The following is a 19,533-nucleotide window of genomic DNA, read 5'->3' on the forward strand; positions in this document are numbered from 1 at the left end:
TTTTTACAACTTCGAAAATAGAAAGTCTTTTTACGAGAAAAATCCCCGAAAACAAACACTTAAAAAATTGATTACAAATATATTACCGCAAACATCATATATTTATCATAAATAGAAAAAACGAGTTTTCAAACGAAATATTTTCTGTTTTGATTTTTTCAATCAACTTAAAATCAAACATATTTAAAGATTTTTGTGTAGTTTTGTCCAATATAAAAGCGACAAATTTCCACAATGAGACTAATAATTTATTTATTCATCATTATGTTATTATCATTTCTTTTTAAATCTTGTTCTAAAGAAAATATCAGCAATGAAACCACAGAAACAATAGCCCCCAACCTTTCTGATAACCAAGCCTCTGAACAAACTCAAGCCTTATACAAATACCTCCGCTCGGTATATGGAAAAAAGATACTTTCTTCAACAATGGCTAACGTTAATTGGAACACAAAGGAAGCCGAAAACGTTTACAAACTCACTGGAAAATATCCGGCAATGAATTGCTTCGATTTCATTCATATTCACCATTCTCCCTCGGATTGGATTGATTATTCTGACATTACTCCCGTAAAAGACTGGGCAAATGCAGGAGGAATTGTTTCTCTTATGTGGCATTTTTATGTCCCCGCATCTGAAAACTCTGAAACTTACACTTACAAAGCGGACACCAAGTTCAAAATTGCTAATATTTTTCTATCAAACACTTGGGAGAGTCGTTTTTTCCACGAACAATTGGATAAAGTTTGTAGTACATTACTCAAATTACAATCTGCAAACATACCTGCTTTGTGGCGACCTTTCCACGAAGCATCTGGAGCTTGGTTTTGGTGGGGAAAAGAAGGTGCAGAAATGTACGTCCGTTTGTGGAAATACACATACAATTATCTTCAGAACAAAGGAATCCACAACCTGATATGGGTTTGGACTACGCAAAAAGACCGTGATTTTCAGTGGTATCCAGGTGATGATTATGTTGATATTATAGGAAAAGACCTCTACGGAAAAAATACATCTCAGAATCACAATAATTGGCTACAAATAAAGAAGTTACACAAGAAGAAAATGATTAGCCTCAGCGAATGCGGAAATTTGATAGCAGGGAGAACAATCATCAAAAAACAAGCCTCAATTGAGCAACAATGGGCAAACGGCACACGTTGGCTTTATTTTATGCCTTGGTACGATTATCTTTTTAACGAAGGAAAAGAACCAACGAACGTAAGATGCAGTGATGATTTCTGGATAAATGCAATGTCCCAACCTTACGTAATCAGTCGATAAAATATCAAATAAATTAAAAAAAGAAAACCTCAGCTATTTGCTGAGGTTTTTAACTATCTATAAAACAGATTATTATCCAATATCAACCAAGAAGTGTATTTCGTAAAATTATTTTGCAATCTAACAAGATGATTTGTAAATAATTTCTATTTTTGCACGAAAATAAAGATATTCAAAAAAATATACATAAATTTATGACTTCACAAGAAATCAGAAAGCAATTTTTGAAATTTTTCGAGGGTAAAGGACACTTGATTGTTCCTTCTGCTCCTATGGTTATCAAAAACGACCCCACACTGATGTTCACCAACGCCGGAATGAACCAGTTCAAAGAATATTTTTTAGGCAACGGAAAGCCCAAAAGCAAGCGTATTGCCGATACTCAAAAGTGTTTGCGAGTTTCAGGGAAACACAATGACTTAGAGGAAGTTGGAAAAGATACTTACCACCACACAATGTTCGAAATGTTGGGTAACTGGTCATTTGGCGATTACTTCAAAAAAGAAGCAATTTCGTGGGCGTGGGAACTGCTTACTGAAGTTTATAAAATCCCGAAAAAAAATCTGTACGTAACTGTTTTTGAAGGAAGTAAAGAAGATAATGTTCCTTTTGACCAAGAATCGTTTGACATCTGGAAAGGGCTTATCGCTGAAGACCGTATCTTGCTTGGAAATAAAAAAGACAATTTCTGGGAAATGGGCGACCAAGGTCCGTGCGGTCCGTGTACTGAAATTCACGTAGATTTGCGTTCGGAAAGCGAGAAAAGCAAAATTTCGGGGCGTGATTTAGTCAATCAAGACCATCCGCAAGTTATCGAAATATGGAACAACGTATTTATGGAATTCAACCGTAAAGCGGACGGTTCACTTGAAAAATTACCTGCTCAACACGTGGATACCGGAATGGGCTTCGAACGACTTTGTATGGTGCTGCAAGGCGTACAATCTAACTACGACACGGATGTTTTTATGCCTCTTATCCAACGAATTGAGGAAATTACGCAACATAAATACGTTAAAGGAAACGATGTTTCTGCTGAAGAAGAGCAAACTAACATTGCCATTCGTGTAATTGCCGACCACATCCGTGCGGTTTCGTTTGCCATTGCTGACGGACAGCTTCCCTCCAACAACGGAGCGGGTTACGTTATCCGTCGTATTTTGCGTCGTGCTATCCGATATGGTTTCACTTTCTTAAATCAAAAAGAGCCTTTCATATATAAATTGGTGGAAACCTTGGCTGTGCAAATGGGCGGAGTATTCCCCGAGATTGAAAAACAGCAAGTTTTGGTGGAAAATGTTATCAAGGAAGAAGAAGCCTCTTTCCTGCGTACTTTGGAACAAGGATTGCTGATGCTCGACGTGATGATAAACAACATTACCAACAAGCAACTTTCTGGAAGTAAAGCCTTTGAACTTTATGATACATATGGATTTCCTATTGACCTTACGGCACTGATTCTTTCCGAAAAAGGATTAACATTGGACGAAAAAGGCTTCGAGGAGAATCTCCAAAAACAAAAAGAACGTTCGCGAGCCGCAGCACAAGTAAAAGCTGACGATTGGGTGATACTTCGTGATGATGAGGAAGAAGAATTCATCGGTTACGACACTTTGGAAGCCATCGTGCGTATGGTAAAATATCGCAAAGTGGAAAGCCAAAAAGACGGAACGTTTTATCAATTGGTTTTCAACGTAACGCCGTTTTATCCCGAAGGCGGAGGACAAGCAGGCGACAAAGGTACGTTGCAATCGGCAAACGGAGACGTTACCTATATCATTGATACTAAGAAAGAAAACAACCTGATTATCCATATTTCTGAGACTTTGCCAGATAATCTCAACGACCCTTTCAAAGCGGAAGTACATCCGTTAGGAAGAGCCTTTACACAAGCGAATCACTCAGCAACGCATCTTCTGCATCAGGCACTTCGTGAAGTATTGGGAACGCACGTGGAGCAAAAAGGTTCATTGGTCGATTTAAAACATCTTCGCTTTGACTTTTCTCATTTTCAGAAACTTACTCAAGAGGAAATTGCAGAAATCGAAAAACGTGTAAATGAACGCATTCAGCAAAAAATAGATTTACAGGAACACCGAAACATTCCTATTCAACAAGCGATGGATGCCGGTGCGATGGCTCTTTTCGGAGAGAAATACGGCGACAAAGTGCGTATGATTCAGTTTGGCGAAAGTAAAGAGCTTTGCGGAGGAACACACGTGAAAAACACGGGTGATATTTGGTATTTCAAAATTCTGTCGGAAGGAGCGGTAGCTTCGGGAATTCGCCGAATTGAAGCCATTACACAAGAGGCAGCTTTGGCGTATTTCAAAGAACAAGAGGCAATTGTGGGCAGACTTCGTCAGTTGGTAAAAAATACGCAAGACCCGCTTAAAGCCGTTGAAAATCTGCAAGAAGAGAACGCTCGTTTGCAAAAAGAGCTTGAAAATTTGAAGAAAGAACAAGCTAAAAACCTGAAAAACCATCTTAAAAACGAATTTAAAGAGATAAACGGCATTGCTTTTCTCTCACAAAAAGTAAATTTGGACGTTGCAAACCTGAAAGACCTTGCCTTCCAGTTAGGAAATGAAGTGCCGAATGCGTTTATTTTGTTCGGCTCAGAGCAAGAAGGAGGTAAAGCATTGTTATTGTGCTACATATCCAAAGAGCTGACCACTGAAAAAGGCTTAGACGCAGGCAAAGTGGTTCGTGAATTGGGCAAATACATTCACGGAGGCGGAGGCGGACAACCTTTCTTTGCCACAGCGGGAGGTAAAAATCCGGCAGGCATTGATGAGGCTTTAAAAGAAGCTGAAAACTACATAAAATAGAGTTTAAATTTAACAAAAACACGAGATAAAATCTCGTGTTTTTGTTAAAACCCAATCAAAATGATTAAAACTACATTGACCGAATTTCTGAATTTCATTAAGAAACCCAATGACAAGCAATTGGAACTGAATTTCAAACAGAAAGTGAAGTTTTTCTTCATTCTATTTTTATTTGAAATTATTATCACTGTAACTATTGTACTTCCTACTCTGTGGCTTGCCGATTTATTTTTACGCTTAGAGCACAACTCTGAGTTCTTAAAAATGACCTTCGTAACTGCATTAGTTGTGGGAGTTTTCATTGTTCCATTTTTCGAAGAATTGATATTCAGATACTTGTTACGTTACACCAAATTAAAAGCACGGTTTATAAGTCGAGAACGTTGGGATAAATTGTTCCCTTATTTAGTTTACACATTCTCAATATTATTCGGACTAATACACATTACAAATTTCAAAATAAATTGGCTGGCACTCTTATTTACTCCGTTATTAGTTGTTTCCCAACTCATAGGAGGATTTATTCTTTCTTTTATTCGTGTTCGATTAAATTTTTATTGGGGAGTTGGTTTTCATTCACTTTGGAATCTAATATTCATTATTGTATTTCCTTTGATATGGGAAGCCTTTCAAGAGCCTTTTGAAGAAAAAACAGAAAAATACAGCGTTTTCGCCACAACACAAAGTTTCTTTGACGATGAAAAACCTGAAAATTTCACAACAAACTGGAAAAACAACGAAACATTATTAGTCAGTTTGAATGTAAAACAGCATTCTTTGAAAGAAATTATCAATTCATTTGAGCCCAATAATGATTACTACTTTGATGACATACTCATCAATATTGATTTTCAATCAGAAGAAGGAATCTCAAAGAAAGAATTTTTGGAAATTTTAGACCGGGCATACGAGTTCAAATAATTTCAAAATCAAGCTTTTTTGTATTTTCTGATAAAAATATACACCAAAGCAGAAAGCAATAACAAATGCAGGTAAATGGCATAAGTAGCTACTTCAGGATAACTAATCGCTCCTTTGCTGAGTTCAATTAAGGCTATAATTTGTGCTCCATACGGAATAACACCTTGTACATAACACGAAAAAATATCCAAAACAGAAGCAGCGTCTCTGCCCGAAAGATGAAATTGATTGGCTATTTTTCTGGAAACTTTTGAAACTATCAGAATTGAAACTGTGTTATTTGCCACACAAAAATCGGTAGTGCCAACCAAAGTTCCCATTCCCAGTAGTGCTGTTTTTGGCGATTTGATATGTTTTTGGATAAATTTCATCATAAATTGAATTCCTCCGAAATGTTCCACCAATGCAGCCAATCCGCCGGTAAAAAAGAACAAAAGGAAGATTTCGGACATATCCGTAAAACCTTGATACGTGTGATTTACAAATTCCAAAAAGCCAAAATTTCCGTAGATCATTCCGAGCGTTCCTGAAAAAACCACTCCCAAAAGCAATGAAACAAAGACATTTACACCTAACAAAGACAGGGCAACGACCGCCAAATAAGGCAATATCAAAACATAATTAACATCTTGCTGTGTCTCTATAACAATTTCCTTCGCCTGAGCATTCCCCAAAAACAGAAGGATTATCACAGTTAATACCGCTGCCGGAAAGGCAATTCGTGCATTGGCCTTCATCTTTTCGTCCATCTTGCAGCCCATCGTTTGTGTGGCTACTATAGTCGTATCCGAAATCAGAGAAAGATTATCGCCAAACATCGCCCCCGAAAGTAAGCAAGCCCCAACCAAAGAAGCATTCAAATCACTTTGTTCTGCCAAACTAATTACAACAGGAGCCAATGTGGTGATTGTACCCACGGAAGTTCCTGTTGAAAATGATAAAAATGAAGCTATTACAAAAATTCCTACCGGAAAATATTGCGGTGAAATATAAGATATTCCTAATCCAACGATGCTATCCACACTTCCAGAGGCTTTTGCCACAGTAGCAAACGCTCCGGCAAAAAGTATAATCACACACATTGTCAGCACATTATGATTTCCAGCTCCTTTAAAAAAGATATCCATCTTTTCCGTAAAAGGTGCTTTATAAATCAGCAATGCTACGATAACCCCCACCAAAGCCACCAAAGCTGTTGGCAAAGAATAAAAATCATTGAAGTAAATTCCTCCCCCCAAGAAGATAATAACAAAAACCAGTAACGGAATTACCGAAACAATCCCCGACTCTTTCTTTAAAGACATTTTAATACAGAAATAAAATTTTAGCGTGCAAAAATATGTATTATTTCACAAATCATAAAATATTTTTCTACTAAAACCACTATGACATATTAAAAATTTCCCAAACAACATTCTTTTGGAAAAGAAAAATTCCTTAAAAAAAACAGATGATTTATTATTTGATTGTAGAAAATCAAGATGACGATGACTATTGTTTCAATAAAAAATTGTGCAAAAATCGTTTTAAAATAGTATGAAGTTTTTCGTAGTTTGGCGGTTTTTATTTCAAAATTGAATTATTTCTCGCTTTCAAATTCGCTTACCTCGTGCAAAATAGGTTTACCTTTTTGATAAGGAGCTACCTCAGGAAATAAACTCACTTTGGATTCACTCCAAAACTCACCTGTTCGGACATATTTTAGCAATTCAGTTTGTAGTTTTTGGGTGCTTCCTGCCATTCCCAAACTATTATACTGATAAATTTCATTCAAATGGTCTTTTCTGTTTAAATACTCTATTAAAACTTCATAATCAACACTCTGTAATGATTTTCGTTGAATCAAAGCTATACCCTCCGGAAGATTTTTCCCTTGCCGTAAACTTTCCATCATATAGTGAAACGGATGAAAAAAAATGCGATTACATTCTCGCTCGTTCGGCTTTATCAAAGTTTCTCTTCGCACGAAAAAATCCTTTAATTTATTAGTAGCCAACGAGTACGTACAAAGCACAGGAATTGTGTTTAAGTCCAAATGTAATAATTTCTTGTCGTTGGGTTGATTAAAGAAAATATCGAAGAACTCAAAAAAAGTATTTTCACGATGTTGTACAATGCTAAAAATTTCCTCCGAAATTTTTATTGTATAAACCTGATTATCTGATAATTTAATTCTTTTCAACATAGTTTTCTATTTTTCGTTGTAAAATCAACCTACCACATTAAATTTTGATAAAAAAAGAAGTTTGAAGAACGGGAATGTTTTTCAAACTTCTTTTTAGTTTACTTTTTCTCTTTAATCAGGTAAAGATACACAGGGAAATGGTCGGAATATCCCCAAGTATAATTCCCGTTGGACATACTCCGGAAGGGATATCCTTTGTAACGCCCCTGAGGATTTGCCAAATAAGATTTGTTAAACACGGCGGCCTTCCAATAACGATAGGTTGATTTATCTTCTTTTAATAACTCTTGCGTGAAATAAATTTGGTCAAACAAATTCCAACCGTCCTGATACGCAAGCGAGCCAATGCCTTTTTTCAGCATTTCTTCCATAGGATTGTACAACCCACCCGACTTTACCTTTTCTTTTTTGCCTTCCGTTTTCAGTATTTTTTTAAAACTTGTGTTTGTCGGGTCGTCGTTAAAATCACCCATACTAAGTATCTTAGCATCAGGATTTTTAGCCAAAAGTGAATCAATTATTTTCTTATTCAGCGTTGCTGCCGCTTCGCGTTTTGGACGGCTTACTGCCTCTCCTCCACTTCTTGAAGGCCAGTGATTTACGATAAAATGCATCAACTCGCCGTCAAACATTCCGCTTACTAAAAGTTGGTCGCGTGTGTATCTTCGTTTTCCGTCCGCATCATAAATTTTCAAAGGGTGTTTTGAGGTTGAAACGGGCTTAAATACGTTTTTTTTGTAAATCAGTGCGACATCAATTCCACGACTATCGGGAGAATCATAATGTACAATGCCATAATTGTATTTTTTAAGATAATCTGTATTTATCAAATCAACTATAACATTCTCATTTTCAACCTCACATAACCCCACAACATCAGGTGCCTGCTTGGTTACATCACTTCCTATTTCGGAAATTACTTTTGCTATTTTCTGAACGTGGTCATTATAAATCTTTGATGTCCAGCGGTCTGCCCCTTCGGGAGTGCGGTCATCGTCAAATTTACGGGGGTCGTTAATTGTGTCGAACAAGTTCTCTACATTATAAAAAGCGATTGTCCTAACCATAAATTTTTTTTCTTGTGCTTGTACTTTTAATGACATCAATAGAAAAATTGCCACAAAAAGTGAGTTGTAATATTTTTTCATATCTGTATTTTTTAACGCTGATTAATCTCTAAAATTCTAACTTCAATTGTGAGGGCAATAGTTGAAATGTCTTTCTGTGGTAGGGCGTAATACCATAATTTTCAATTGCTTTTCTATGTTCTGCGGTAGGGTATCCTTTATTTTTCTTCCATTGATACATCGGAAATTCTTCATCAATTTGTTTCATATAAGCATCTCGATACGTTTTGGCTAAAATGGAAGCTGCCGCAATTGTTTGTATTTTGGCATCACCCTTTATCACGCAGGCGTGCGGAACATTACTGAATTTCACAAACTTATTACCATCAACAGCAATAAATTCAGGTTTCTCTGAAAGTTGCTCCAAAGCCTTATGCATTGCCAAAATGGAAGCCCGCAAAATGTTCAGTTCATCTATTTCGGCAGGGAATACGTGTGCCACCGCATAACAAATTGCTTCTTGTTCAATGACGGGCTTCAGCATCAGCCGCTGTTTTTCGGTAAGTTGCTTAGAGTCTGTTAATAAATCATTTTTAAAATTCTTGGGCAAAATTACCGCAGCAGCCGTAACAGGACCCGCAAGGCAACCTCTCCCCGCCTCATCTGTTCCTGCCTCATTATGTGTGTGGTAAAACAATTGCATTTTCTGAATTTTAAAAATTAATACGCCTATCAACCTACGTTTTGTGTTGCAAATATACGTATTTTATTAAAAAAAAAGAAGCCATCCTTTTTAGGATAGCTTCTTAAAGCGGGAATAAATAGTTAAAATCTTGGCAACTTTTCAGGAATAATATGTTCTACTTCATAGCCCGCAAAATTTTTCAAGTAATTCTGCAAAGTCGTTCCATTAGCATCGGCAAAGGCATAATTTCCTCTGCTTTTAAAATAATTCTTAACATTCTGAGCTCCTGCAAGATGAGCAGCAGCCAAAATTCCTGACTCAGTAATTTGTATGCCATTAATTCGCTTGCCTACAAACTTACTTATCTCTTTTCTCAACACCCATTTGTTTCTTTTTACGCTTAGTGTAAAAAGTCGCTCCTGCTGTTCGGGCGATTTCAGGAATTCGTCAGCATTTTTAACGCCATAAAACTGCAATGCCGACCTACCAAATTGGTATTTCCCCATATAGCCGAACTCGTTCACAATAAAGTAATTACCTCTGGACTCTCTGTAAGCCAACGCCTCCTTAAAACCAATAAATGTTTTTCCAATTAACGGCGGATTTAAAGTAATGTTTTTTTCATTTTCTTCTGCTGGCAGTACAGTTGCCAACTGAGGTTTTTCTACAACAAAATTTCTGTGAACTTGAATTTCTTTGATTTGCTCATCGCTGATTGTAAAGCACATACAAACAAAACTAAGCAACCCCAAAATTGTAAAAAGATACCTCCTCTTTGCATTAATCATCTCATTCAATTTCTTTAAGACTTACGATAGTTTCACACAGTGAAATAATTTCTGCTTAAAATTAACGAGGGCAAAGATAATCATTTTCATCAAATATAAAACCCTAATACACAATGATATGTTAATAAAAACTTAAACGTTAAGCAAAATTAACACTTGTAAAAATACTCAATTTACAATTTTATCGCTTTTTAAAATTTTTGCTTTAAATGTTAATAACTCATTTACTTTTAAGCTTCTCATTACGAGTTTTTGTTTAATTTCTTACCTTTGCATCCCTATTAAACTTTATAATTCTTGAAAAACAATCATATTAAAATCTTATGAGTAAATTCATTCGAACCAATGAATATTCTGTATTTTTTTATCGAATATTTTTAGCGTATTTTTTCTACTTCATTGCCCGACTTTTATTTTTTCTGTTTAACAAAGAAATCATAGGAGAAATCAGTATAAGTCAGCTTTCAAAACTATTTCTGCTCGGAATTCAGTTTGACACAACGGCTATTTTGTACATAAACTTGTTATTCATTTTAATGAGTATCATTCCTTTACGAATAAACACAACAAAAACATATCAAAAAATATTATTCTGGATTTATTTCCTAACAAACGGAATTGCTTATGCTACCAATTTTGTAGATATGATTTATTTTCCGTTCAGCAAATCACGTTTAACAACCGCTTCATTTGCCGTAGTTGAAAATGAACAGAACAAAACCACGATGTTTTTCACCTTTTGGGGAATGTATTGGTACGTAGTTTTGATTTTTATTCTGCTCATATCTTTATGGATTTTCCTCTATAAAAAGAAAAAAGTGCAAGAAGTTAAAATTGCCAACGTTCCTTATTTTGTGTCATCTGTTTTAATTTTGGGAGTGATAGGCGTGGGCGTTTTGGCTGGAATTCGAGGCGGAAGCTTGGCACATTCATCGCGTCCTATTAATATTCTGGACGCAAGCCGACACGTAACAATTTCCTCACACGCCGATGTGATTCTCAACACACCTTTTACGCTTATCCGAACCATCGGGAAGAATAAAAGCTTTAAGGAATATAACTTTGTTTCAGAAGATTACATTCAAGAAAACATCAAACCTATCAAACATTACCATCGGGAAATGACAATAAAACCCAATGTTGTGATATTTATTCTGGAGAGCTTCGGAAGGGAATACGTAGGCTGTATGAATACGAATAGAAATATCCCCGATTACAAATCGTACACACCTTTTTTAGATTCTTTATCCAAGCATTCGTTCGTGTTTGATAATGCATACGCTAACGGAAGGCAATCCATACACGGAATGTCCTCAGTTTACGCAGGAATTCCCACCTTTCAAGTAGCCTACACCTCATCACCTTACGTGCAACAACCCACTGAATCCGTGATTTCTATCGCCAAAGAAATGGGATACAATACATCTTTTTTCCATTCCGCACCCAATGGTTCAATGGGATTCTTAGGATTTTCAAATATTTTGGGGTTTGATAACTACTACGGAATGACTGAATATGGCAATGATGCTGATTTTGATGGCTTTTGGGGCATTTGGGACGAACCTTTCCTACAATTTATGAATCAAGAATTCAACAAGAAAAAACAGCCTTTTTTGGGGACAATCTTCACAGTTTCATCGCATCATCCGTACAAAATTCCCGAAAAATACGAAGGAAAATTCGATAAAGGAAATGTGGAAATGCACCAATGTATTCAGTACACGGATTACGCCCTAAAAAAATTCTTTGAAAGTGCGAAAAAGGAAGAATGGTACAAAAATACCATTTTCGTATTCACAAACGACCATCATAATCAAGTGTATTATCCTCTGTATAAACAACCTATCACAGGAAACGGAGCTACTCTTATGTTTTTTAGTCCAAATCCGGAATTGGTTGGAAAAGGTATTTCTTCAGAAATTAGCCAACAGATAGACCTTTATCCTTCTGTAGTTGATTTAATGGGCTACAACAAGCCTTTCCGTTCGTGGGGACGAAGTTTGTTTTCCGATAAGCAGGAAACTCCCAGAGCCTACATTTCTGATGCTCACGTATATCGAATGATGCAAGGTAATTATATCTACATTTTAAATGAAGACGGAAACGTTAATGGTATTTTCAAAAAAGAAGATGAAGGACTGACTAACAACATTTTAGGAAAAGAAAACAATCCTGAGATAGAAAAAGGAATCAAAGATTTACAAGCATTTATGCAAGATTATATGCATCGGATTATACAAAGAAAATTAGGCAAAGAAGGCAACTAAAAACAGAAAAGGGAACATATAAAATGTTCCCTTTTTTTTGTAAAATATTAATTCAAATCTTTTTAACTTTCCAAAGTCATTAAATATTTTTCGGCATCCAAGGCAGCCATACACCCTGAACCTGCGGCTGTAATTGCCTGACGATAACGACTATCGGCAGCGTCACCGGCTACGAACACTCCCTCCACATTGGTTAAAGATGTCCCAGGTACGTTTTTGATATATCCTACCTCATCAAGTGCAATGAATTCTTTGAAAACATCCGTATTTGGTTTATGCCCGATAGCAACGAAAAAGCCCGTAATCGGAATTTCAGAAATTTCTCCCGTTTTGTTATTACGTACTTTTAAGGCAGTTACTACCTGTCCGTCGCCCAAGATTTCTTCTGTTTCTGTATTGAGAAGCACCTCAATATTAGAAGCCTTCAACACGCGTTCTTTCATAATTCGAGAAGCTCGGAACTCATCACGACGCACCAACATCGTTACTTTCTCACAGATATTCGACAGATAAAGTGCTTCCTCACAAGCCGAGTCGCCCGCCCCAACGATAGCTACTTTTTGCTTTCGGTAGAAAAAACCGTCGCACACGGCACAAGCCGAAACTCCTCCGCCCGTTTTCAAATAATGTTGCTCCGATGGCAAACCTAAGTACTTGGCAGAAGCTCCTGTGGCAATAATCACCGTTTGTGCGTGAATTTCTTTTTCTTCATTAATCCACACTTTATGAGGCTTTTGTGAAAAATCTACCTTTGTTACCCATCCGTTGCGTATTTCCGTCCCGAAGCGTTCAGCCTGTTGCTGCAATTCCATCATCATTGCCGTGCCTGTAATTCCGTTAGGATAACCGGGAAAGTTTTCCACTTCGTTCGTTGTGGTTAATTGCCCACCGGGTTGCTCTCCCTGATATAAAACGGGGTGCATATTGGCACGTGAGGCATAAATTGCCGCTGTATATCCCGCAGGTCCTGACCCAATTATCAGGCATTTCACTTTTTCTATCTCAGCCATTATTCTATTTTTTTTAATTTAACTCTACAAAAATACAGATTTTTTACAAGAAAACAAATATTGCTCAACGATTATTGTGATGACAATATGCTTCCTCCGAAAATCTTAGCTCGAAGTTTCATCTTCAGTGAAAGGAGCGTTTATGTCCGTATCATAGAAATGCTCGAAAGTTTCCCAAAAGAGGGTTTCCAATTGCACAAACATTCGCCGAAGTCTGATTCCCGTTATTTTCTGTCTTGGGTTATGATGCACGAAGAATTGCACCTTTTCTTCACATTCTTCTTTCGTAAATTTACCTAATTCATACTGCCAAATTACCTCGTATATGGAACAAGCCTCCCCGCCAATTTGCCGAATGGATTCATACAACTCGTCCCACGCTTTAGCTTTTTCGGTGAAATATTCCACGTATTCCTTTTCAATGCAAAGCTCTTCACGCATTGCATCTTTAATCTGAGTGAGGGCGTTGGTGTAGTCGATGATTCGGTTTATTATGACATCTTCGGGAGGGAAAAGCTCGTCTTGCGAAAGATTATCTCCATAAATTTCGTTGATAAGAAGCGTCATCAACTCGATATCTTCGTACGATTTAGGATTTTTGAACGATTGGTAAGACGTATCCCGAATCTCGTAAATATGCACACATTGCAACATTGCGGTAAACACGGCTGTTCTTAAAGGACGGCGTTTCCTGAACATACTTTTGGTGTACGGATACGGAGGTTTTTTCATAACTGATTTGTTTTTCTATTTTTTCCGTCTCTTTTGTTTTCTATTTGCGGGGCTTTGGAGGTTTTGTAATTGAAAAGATTTTTTTGAAAACTTTCAAACACGCATAAATATTTTACGGAATCTCTGTGTTTTCAATTATAAATCTATCATCTAATACTTCTTTACTATTCCCGTTAAAATATTAAGCATCCCAGTAAAAATAAATGATATTCCCGCAAGAATTACAAGCAAATTCAATATAAAAATAACGCCTGCTTCCATTGAACGAAACAAAAGAAATGCTCCAAACAGTAAAATAGCAACTCCGATAAGAATTCTTTTTATTCCTAAACGTCTATACGCAGCTTTCTCGACTTCGAGTAAAATCTTCTTTTCAGATTTGTCAATTTCTGAAAGTTTTTCAAGTACTATTTTACGTGTTTGCTCCTCAATTTGGTAATTTTCAAAAATATCGTGAAAGCTTCGGTAGGAAGTACCATTGAGTTTTTTGTCAATACAAAAATCAATAAATTCCTGCTGGGTCATATTTTGAATTGGTTTCATCATTTTTCTTTAATAGGGTTAAAGGACATTTTTTGTATTTCAGCGGTAGGACGTATTACCACTTGGGGATTGTTTTTACAGGTCTCGTCCATAATAAAAACATAATTTGTGGTTTTGTATATAAAATACCGATTTTTATCTTTTTCCTTTAAAATCGTGTCATTGTTTTTGAGTATGATGTTGAAAGTCGTTTTATCGGCAGAATTTAGTAATTTCATTCCGTCAGCTTCACCGATTTTGAGTGATAGAGGACAAAGAAAACCGACAAGAGTTATTAAAGCTATCCGTTTATCTTGGAAAAACCATAGGTATAGTATGATTAGTAGTGCTAAAAACAAATGATGGAAATTTTTATAACTTTCGATTTCTTTAAAACATAAAAAATATAGTCCCAATAGAGTAATAATAAACCTCATTCTTGTGATTATTACCTTATTTGTCACCCTTATATTCTTTTCTTTTTCATTACTTTTATAGCGTTCTTCTATAAAAAATCTGAATATGTAAAGGAGGCATAAACCAATAAGACCCCAAACAAAACTTGCTATATAAAAATGGGTCGAAGCCTTTACATACAAAGCTTTTAGGCAATCTTCAATAGTAAAATAATATTCAAAATTAATTCCAAATACACTTAAAAAAGACACCAAATAAATAAAACCCAAGAGAATAAGAATTGGCACGGCAACCACTACCAATACTGGCCAATTTATTTTTTGTCGAGGTTCTTTGTACTCCTTGTTTAACCATCGTTTTGTTTTTAGATAGTAAAACCGAAGTAGTTTTTTTATTTTAAGCGAACAACAGTCAGACATATTTTTGAACACTAATAATTTATTGGACATCTGAATTATCTTGTTAAGCGATTTTTCGTTACTTCTGTTTATTTATGTTACCCAAAACACTATCTTTCTTGATTTCCGATTTGTTAGGTTCTTCAAATGAATTTATAGAATCTTTCTTTGTTTCAATTAAAATGGTTGAATGTTGTTTCAACTCCTCTGTATTATTTTTCTCATTTTTTTCCCAATGTTTTACAGCCCAGCCGAAAAGAACAATTAGTACCAAAATCCCTGTGTAAAAACCAATTATTTTCGTTCGATATTCTTTAAAAACACCCCCGTTATGTCTTGTTATTAAAATTAAAACTAAAAGAAAAGATATTAAACCTGTTGAGAAAACTAATAAAAATAGAATTGCACTCCAAATACTTCGCACAAACTGAAACCCTGGAATTGAGCCCATTACAAAAGCAATGATAGCCGAAAATAATCCCATTAGTTCAATGGTTTTTACATCTCTTTTCTTTATTTCTTCATTTATTTTTTTTGTTTCACTTAATAAACTACTTATTTTTTTTAGAGGTTCAATTTGTGTTTTAAGTGTTTGATAATCTGAACTTATAATTTCATATTTATCATAGGCTTCTTTATTAGAAGTTGGTAATAAAAAGGAAGAATAGACATAAATATTATCTATCATACATTCTTGATAAACAACTCTATATATAAAGTTACTATGTTGTGAGAACCACTCCATATTTACTTTATATTTTTTATATTCTGGTTCTAGTTTTTCTTTTATAAAAAGATCTAAATCTTTTATTTCCTCTAGCGATATTTGTTCTATGCTTAATTTTTCATTGATTATAAGTATAATCTTTTCAATGAATTTATACTGAGGAAAATAATTTTTATCCTCCTTCTTTACTTTTTTCTTTACATCTTGATATTCGTCATACACTTTATTTTTATCGGAACATTCTTCTAAAAATAAAGAAAAACGATTATTAACAGCATATGCATAATTAATAGAAAAAATATCGGACTCACTTTTTTTAGAAGCGAGAAAATCAATGATTTCGTCTAACTTTTGAAGATTTCTATCTATATCTTTATAATATTTAATATACAGATGTATATCTCGACAAGTATACTTTTCAAATAGAGGCTTATTTAGTTCACAAAAAGACTTCTTTAAATAATAATTTTTATTATCTAAATAATGATTATTAATATATTCTACTATATTTCTCCAGTCTTCTCCATAGCTAAGCACTTTTTTTTCAAATGTATCATCAACCTGTTTTCCATCAATAATCGGAATGATATTTTGTTTGTTGATTTCTGCTCTTTTTTGCCATTTAAATAGAAGAAAATTAGCTTTTTTAAGCATTTTTTCTTTTGATTCTGAATACTTGTCAGAAAAGGTTTCGATAAGTTTGATGATATATTGTATTTCTGAGGCAAAATCTTTTTTTTCACTCAATTGAATATCATAAGTACACAAGTCAAGACTTATTAAAAACAATTGATAATCTTCTCTATTAAAATTCTTTTTATCAACAGAGCGAGTATAAATATAATCTTTATCTTTTTTTAATAAAGTTTTAATTTCCCCTATAAATAGTTGATATATGGAAAACATTTTTGTTATTAAAGGGATAGATTCTATTATCTCCTGAAAAGTAATAAACTCTATTGTTTCTTTAGTATATGGAGAAGATTCAATAATAAAATTATCTATCTTTAAAATGTCTATATCTGAAATTCTTTTTTCTAAAATGTTTACATTGCTTTCTATATTATTATTCCCTACAAACTCTCCTTCCAAAACAGAATTGAAAAGTAACTTTATTATATTTTCAATGTCTGATTTCAAAACATAAATACTCTCAGATCCAATATCTGGATTTGAGAGTATTTGGTCTATTTTTGTATTAATTTTATCAACAATTTCTAATGCCTCCTGTGTAGGAAATTTCTTATCGGTAGTATTTTGGCTCATAAGTCAACATTTTTTTATCCATATCTTCGTAACGCTTGTTCAATTTATTATAATAAATATCCCAAGAAAGGTAAGAATGACTTATGTCTACCAAACGAAAAGCATCATAAGAAATTAAATCTGAATTTATTACTTTTATCTTTTCGAGATTTATTTTAATTTTTTCCGAATGTGAATTAGCTTTTGGTTTATAATTTTCTTTGAAAATCAGTTTATTTCTATCAATTGAAAAATCACTAAAATCACCTTTTTTTTCGGAATACATATTGTAAATATCAGCCTCAACGTGTCCATATTGCCACGCTTGGAACTTATCAAACACATCAAACAAATGATTTTCAGAATCTGCTCCTGACACAAAAAACAACAACTTCATTACTTTTAAGATGCTTAAATCGTTTTCTTTTCCAGGGTTTTGTTCTTTATACCATTCATCTAAATGACAAAGTATTTCCTCAAAGACCTGAATTTTATCTCGGCTAATCATTTCAAATAAAATTAACTTTGGTACAAAAATAAATAAAAAATATAATTTTGTTCGTTTTTTGTTCCAAAAAACCGTATTCAATTAAAAATTTAACATTTTTTCACTTTAAAATACCGCTAATCATTCAGCTTCAACACGGCCATAAACGCACTCTGCGGCACTTCCACGTTGCCGATTTGTCGCATACGTTTCTTTCCTTTCTTCTGTTTTTCAAGGAGTTTACGCTTACGCGAGATGTCGCCACCGTAACATTTTGCCGTAACGTCTTTGCGGAGGGCTTTGATGGTTTCACGAGCAATGATTTTCGCTCCGATTGCCGCCTGAATCGGAATGTCAAACTGCTGACGCGGAATCAGTTCACGCAATTTTTCACACATTTTCTTACCGATATTATACGCATTATCGGCGTGAATCAGGGCAGAAAGAGCGTCCACCGAATTGGCGTTAATAAGCACATCGACCTTTACCAAATTCGAGGCACGCATTCCGATTGGCGAATAATCAAACGAAGCGTAACCCTTTGATACTGTTTTGAGTCGGTCGTAAAAATCAAACACAATTTCCGCCAGTGGCATATCAAAATTCAGCTCCACTCGCTCGGGCGTAAGATAGGTCTGATTGGTGATTTGTCCGCGTTTTTCGATACAAAGCGACATCACTTGCCCCACAAAATCCGCCTTGGTGATAATCGAAGCCTTGATGTACGGCTCTTCCACGCGGTCGAGTTTTGACGGCTCAGGCAGATCGGACGGATTGTTCACCACGATAGGCGTTTCAGGATCTTTCTTGGTGTAAGCCAGATAACTAACGTTTGGAACGGTCGTGATTACGGTCATATCAAACTCGCGTTCCAACCGCTCTTGAATGATTTCCAAATGCAACATTCCGAGGAAACCACAACGGAAACCAAAGCCCAACGCCGCCGAACTTTCAGGCGTGAAAACCAACGAAGCATCATTGAGTTGCAGTTTCTCCATCGAAGCTCGAAGCTCTTCATAATCCTCAGTATCAACAGGATAAATCCCCGCAAAAACCATCGGCTTTACGTCTTCAAATCCGTCAATGGCTTCGGTACAGCCGTTTTGAGCTGTCGTAATGGTATCGCCCACTTTCACTTCACGAGCGTCTTTAATCCCCGTGATGAGATAGCCCACATCGCCACAACCTACAAAAGGCTTGGGTACTTGGTTGAGTTTGAGCGTCCCCACCTCGTCGGCGTGGTAAATCTTGTCGGAGGACATAAATTTGATTTTGTCGTTTTTGGAAATTTTCCCGTTCATCACACGGAAATACGTTTCCACCCCACGAAACGGATTGTACACCGAATCGAAAATCAGGGCTTGTAGCGGTGCCTCGGGGTCGCCTTTCGGAGCAGGAATGCGTTCGATGATGGCTTCAAGGATGTTTTCCACGCCCAAGCCTGTTTTTCCGCTGGCAGGGATAATTTCGTCAGGGTCGCAACCGAGCAAATCCACGATGTCGTCTTTCACTTCTTCGGGATTGGCAGACGGAAGGTCGATTTTATTGAGGATTGGGATAATTTCCAAATCGTTTTCCAAAGCCAAATACAGGTTTGAAATGGTCTGAGCCTGAATGCTTTGTGCCGCATCAACGATAAGCAATGCTCCTTCGCAAGCAGCAATGGAACGCGACACTTCATAAGAGAAATCCACGTGACCCGGTGTATCGATAAGATTCAGAATATAGGTTTCGCCTTTGTATTCGTATTCCATTTGGATGGCGTGACTTTTAATGGTAATCCCTCGTTCACGCTCTAAGTCCATATTATCAAGGAGTTGGTCTTGTTTTTCGCGTTCGGTGATGGTTTTGGTAAAGTCCAAAAGGCGGTCAGCCAGCGTACTTTTTCCGTGGTCAATGTGTGCGATGATGCAAAAATTGCGTATGTTTTTCATTGATTTCTAATTTCTGTTTGATAAATAAAGTTT

The 19,533-nt window shown here is 35.8% G+C and carries 16 protein-coding genes; 4 read left to right on the plus strand and 12 right to left on the minus strand.

All coding sequences use genetic code 11. The features are described 5' to 3' along the window. The first annotated feature begins 234 nt into the window (after positions 1-234). From CGC58_RS05820 to CGC58_RS05830, 3 genes are all read left to right on the plus strand, one after another. Positions 235-1,284, plus strand: a complete 1,050-nt coding sequence (locus CGC58_RS05820) for a glycosyl hydrolase (RefSeq protein ID WP_095895753.1) — start codon at positions 235-237, stop codon at positions 1,282-1,284. A gap of 194 nt (positions 1,285-1,478) precedes the next feature. After that, positions 1,479-4,115 carry an alanine--tRNA ligase gene (gene alaS, locus CGC58_RS05825; RefSeq protein ID WP_095897129.1) on the plus strand — a complete coding sequence of 879 codons (2,637 nt, stop codon included), beginning with the start codon at positions 1,479-1,481 and terminating at the stop codon, positions 4,113-4,115. Between the two features lie 60 nt (positions 4,116-4,175). Then, the gene (locus tag CGC58_RS05830) at positions 4,176-5,036 is read left to right on the plus strand and encodes a CPBP family intramembrane glutamic endopeptidase (protein ID WP_095895754.1); all 861 of its coding nucleotides are present in this window, start codon (positions 4,176-4,178) and stop codon (positions 5,034-5,036) included. Between the two features lie 8 nt (positions 5,037-5,044). Here CGC58_RS05830 and CGC58_RS05835 read toward each other — a convergent pair whose 3' ends face one another. The 5 genes from CGC58_RS05835 to CGC58_RS05855 all read right to left on the minus strand — a co-directional run bounded on the left by CGC58_RS05835 (position 5,045) and on the right by CGC58_RS05855 (position 9,701). Next, entirely contained in the window at positions 5,045-6,340 is a 1,296-nt protein-coding gene (locus CGC58_RS05835; protein ID WP_095895756.1) for a Na+/H+ antiporter NhaC family protein, read from the minus strand. Between the two features lie 275 nt (positions 6,341-6,615). Then, positions 6,616-7,221, minus strand: coding sequence for a hypothetical protein (locus CGC58_RS05840; protein ID WP_095895758.1), 606 nt, complete (start codon positions 7,219-7,221; stop codon positions 6,616-6,618). A 98-nt stretch (positions 7,222-7,319) separates the two neighbouring features. Beyond that, complete coding sequence (locus CGC58_RS05845) at positions 7,320-8,369, minus strand: endonuclease/exonuclease/phosphatase family protein (RefSeq protein WP_095895760.1); 1,050 nt, start codon at positions 8,367-8,369, stop codon at positions 7,320-7,322. 28 nt (positions 8,370-8,397) lie between these two features. Further along, positions 8,398-8,991: a ribonuclease HII gene (locus CGC58_RS05850; protein ID WP_095897130.1), complete on the minus strand. Its 594-nt coding sequence runs from the start codon at positions 8,989-8,991 to the stop codon at positions 8,398-8,400. Between the two features lie 122 nt (positions 8,992-9,113). Continuing rightward, entirely contained in the window at positions 9,114-9,701 is a 588-nt protein-coding gene (locus CGC58_RS05855; protein WP_373309737.1) for a peptidoglycan-binding protein LysM, read from the minus strand. A 383-nt stretch (positions 9,702-10,084) separates the two neighbouring features. Here CGC58_RS05855 and CGC58_RS05860 point away from each other — a divergent pair, with 383 nt between their 5' ends. After that, the gene (locus tag CGC58_RS05860) at positions 10,085-12,028 is read left to right on the plus strand and encodes an LTA synthase family protein (protein ID WP_232748868.1); all 1,944 of its coding nucleotides are present in this window, start codon (positions 10,085-10,087) and stop codon (positions 12,026-12,028) included. 62 nt (positions 12,029-12,090) lie between these two features. Here the strand turns inward: CGC58_RS05860 and trxB are convergent, their stop codons facing one another. From trxB to lepA, 7 genes are all read right to left on the minus strand, one after another. Continuing rightward, a complete protein-coding gene (gene trxB / locus CGC58_RS05865) occupies positions 12,091-13,038 on the minus strand; it encodes a thioredoxin-disulfide reductase (RefSeq protein WP_095895764.1) in 948 nt (315 codons plus the stop codon). Between the two features lie 105 nt (positions 13,039-13,143). After that, a complete protein-coding gene (locus tag CGC58_RS05870; protein WP_095895766.1) occupies positions 13,144-13,770 on the minus strand; it encodes a hypothetical protein in 627 nt (208 codons plus the stop codon). A 150-nt stretch (positions 13,771-13,920) separates the two neighbouring features. After that, the gene (locus CGC58_RS05875; RefSeq protein ID WP_157909210.1) at positions 13,921-14,316 is read right to left on the minus strand and encodes a hypothetical protein; all 396 of its coding nucleotides are present in this window, start codon (positions 14,314-14,316) and stop codon (positions 13,921-13,923) included. Further along, positions 14,313-15,158 carry a hypothetical protein gene (locus tag CGC58_RS05880; protein ID WP_157909211.1) on the minus strand — a complete coding sequence of 282 codons (846 nt, stop codon included), beginning with the start codon at positions 15,156-15,158 and terminating at the stop codon, positions 14,313-14,315. The genes CGC58_RS05875 and CGC58_RS05880 overlap by 4 nt, the downstream gene beginning before the upstream one ends. Positions 15,159-15,186: 28 nt before the next feature. Continuing rightward, positions 15,187-17,100, minus strand: coding sequence for a cytochrome c oxidase subunit II (locus tag CGC58_RS05885; RefSeq protein WP_095895771.1), 1,914 nt, complete (start codon positions 17,098-17,100; stop codon positions 15,187-15,189). Further along, positions 17,078-17,587 (minus strand): type II toxin-antitoxin system antitoxin SocA domain-containing protein, encoded by a 510-nt coding sequence (locus CGC58_RS05890; RefSeq protein WP_095897132.1) that lies wholly within the window; start codon positions 17,585-17,587, stop codon positions 17,078-17,080. The genes CGC58_RS05885 and CGC58_RS05890 overlap by 23 nt, the downstream gene beginning before the upstream one ends. Before the next feature lie 116 nt (positions 17,588-17,703). Further along, positions 17,704-19,500 carry a translation elongation factor 4 gene (gene lepA, locus CGC58_RS05895; protein WP_095895773.1) on the minus strand — a complete coding sequence of 599 codons (1,797 nt, stop codon included), beginning with the start codon at positions 19,498-19,500 and terminating at the stop codon, positions 17,704-17,706. Positions 19,501-19,533 lie beyond the last annotated feature (33 nt).

The organism is Capnocytophaga stomatis (assembly GCF_002302635.1).
Taxonomy (GTDB): domain Bacteria; phylum Bacteroidota; class Bacteroidia; order Flavobacteriales; family Flavobacteriaceae; genus Capnocytophaga; species Capnocytophaga stomatis.

What these genes read in the sequence shown, in the direction of transcription:
- CGC58_RS05820 (WP_095895753.1), top strand. Translation starts at nt 235, where the DNA reads ATGAGACTAATAATTTATTTATTCATCATTATGTTATTATCATTTCTT.
- alaS (WP_095897129.1), top strand. Translation starts at nt 1,479, where the DNA reads ATGACTTCACAAGAAATCAGAAAGCAATTTTTGAAATTTTTCGAGGGT.
- CGC58_RS05830 (WP_095895754.1), top strand. Translation starts at nt 4,176, where the DNA reads ATGATTAAAACTACATTGACCGAATTTCTGAATTTCATTAAGAAACCC.
- CGC58_RS05835 (WP_095895756.1), bottom strand. Translation starts at nt 6,340, where the DNA reads ATGTCTTTAAAGAAAGAGTCGGGGATTGTTTCGGTAATTCCGTTACTG.
- CGC58_RS05840 (WP_095895758.1), bottom strand. Translation starts at nt 7,221, where the DNA reads ATGTTGAAAAGAATTAAATTATCAGATAATCAGGTTTATACAATAAAA.
- CGC58_RS05845 (WP_095895760.1), bottom strand. Translation starts at nt 8,369, where the DNA reads ATGAAAAAATATTACAACTCACTTTTTGTGGCAATTTTTCTATTGATG.
- CGC58_RS05850 (WP_095897130.1), bottom strand. Translation starts at nt 8,991, where the DNA reads ATGCAATTGTTTTACCACACACATAATGAGGCAGGAACAGATGAGGCG.
- CGC58_RS05855 (WP_373309737.1), bottom strand. Translation starts at nt 9,701, where the DNA reads ATGTGCTTTACAATCAGCGATGAGCAAATCAAAGAAATTCAAGTTCAC.
- CGC58_RS05860 (WP_232748868.1), top strand. Translation starts at nt 10,085, where the DNA reads ATGAGTAAATTCATTCGAACCAATGAATATTCTGTATTTTTTTATCGA.
- trxB (WP_095895764.1), bottom strand. Translation starts at nt 13,038, where the DNA reads ATGGCTGAGATAGAAAAAGTGAAATGCCTGATAATTGGGTCAGGACCT.
- CGC58_RS05870 (WP_095895766.1), bottom strand. Translation starts at nt 13,770, where the DNA reads ATGAAAAAACCTCCGTATCCGTACACCAAAAGTATGTTCAGGAAACGC.
- CGC58_RS05875 (WP_157909210.1), bottom strand. Translation starts at nt 14,316, where the DNA reads ATGATGAAACCAATTCAAAATATGACCCAGCAGGAATTTATTGATTTT.
- CGC58_RS05880 (WP_157909211.1), bottom strand. Translation starts at nt 15,158, where the DNA reads ATGTCCAATAAATTATTAGTGTTCAAAAATATGTCTGACTGTTGTTCG.
- CGC58_RS05885 (WP_095895771.1), bottom strand. Translation starts at nt 17,100, where the DNA reads ATGAGCCAAAATACTACCGATAAGAAATTTCCTACACAGGAGGCATTA.
- CGC58_RS05890 (WP_095897132.1), bottom strand. Translation starts at nt 17,587, where the DNA reads ATGATTAGCCGAGATAAAATTCAGGTCTTTGAGGAAATACTTTGTCAT.
- lepA (WP_095895773.1), bottom strand. Translation starts at nt 19,500, where the DNA reads ATGAAAAACATACGCAATTTTTGCATCATCGCACACATTGACCACGGA.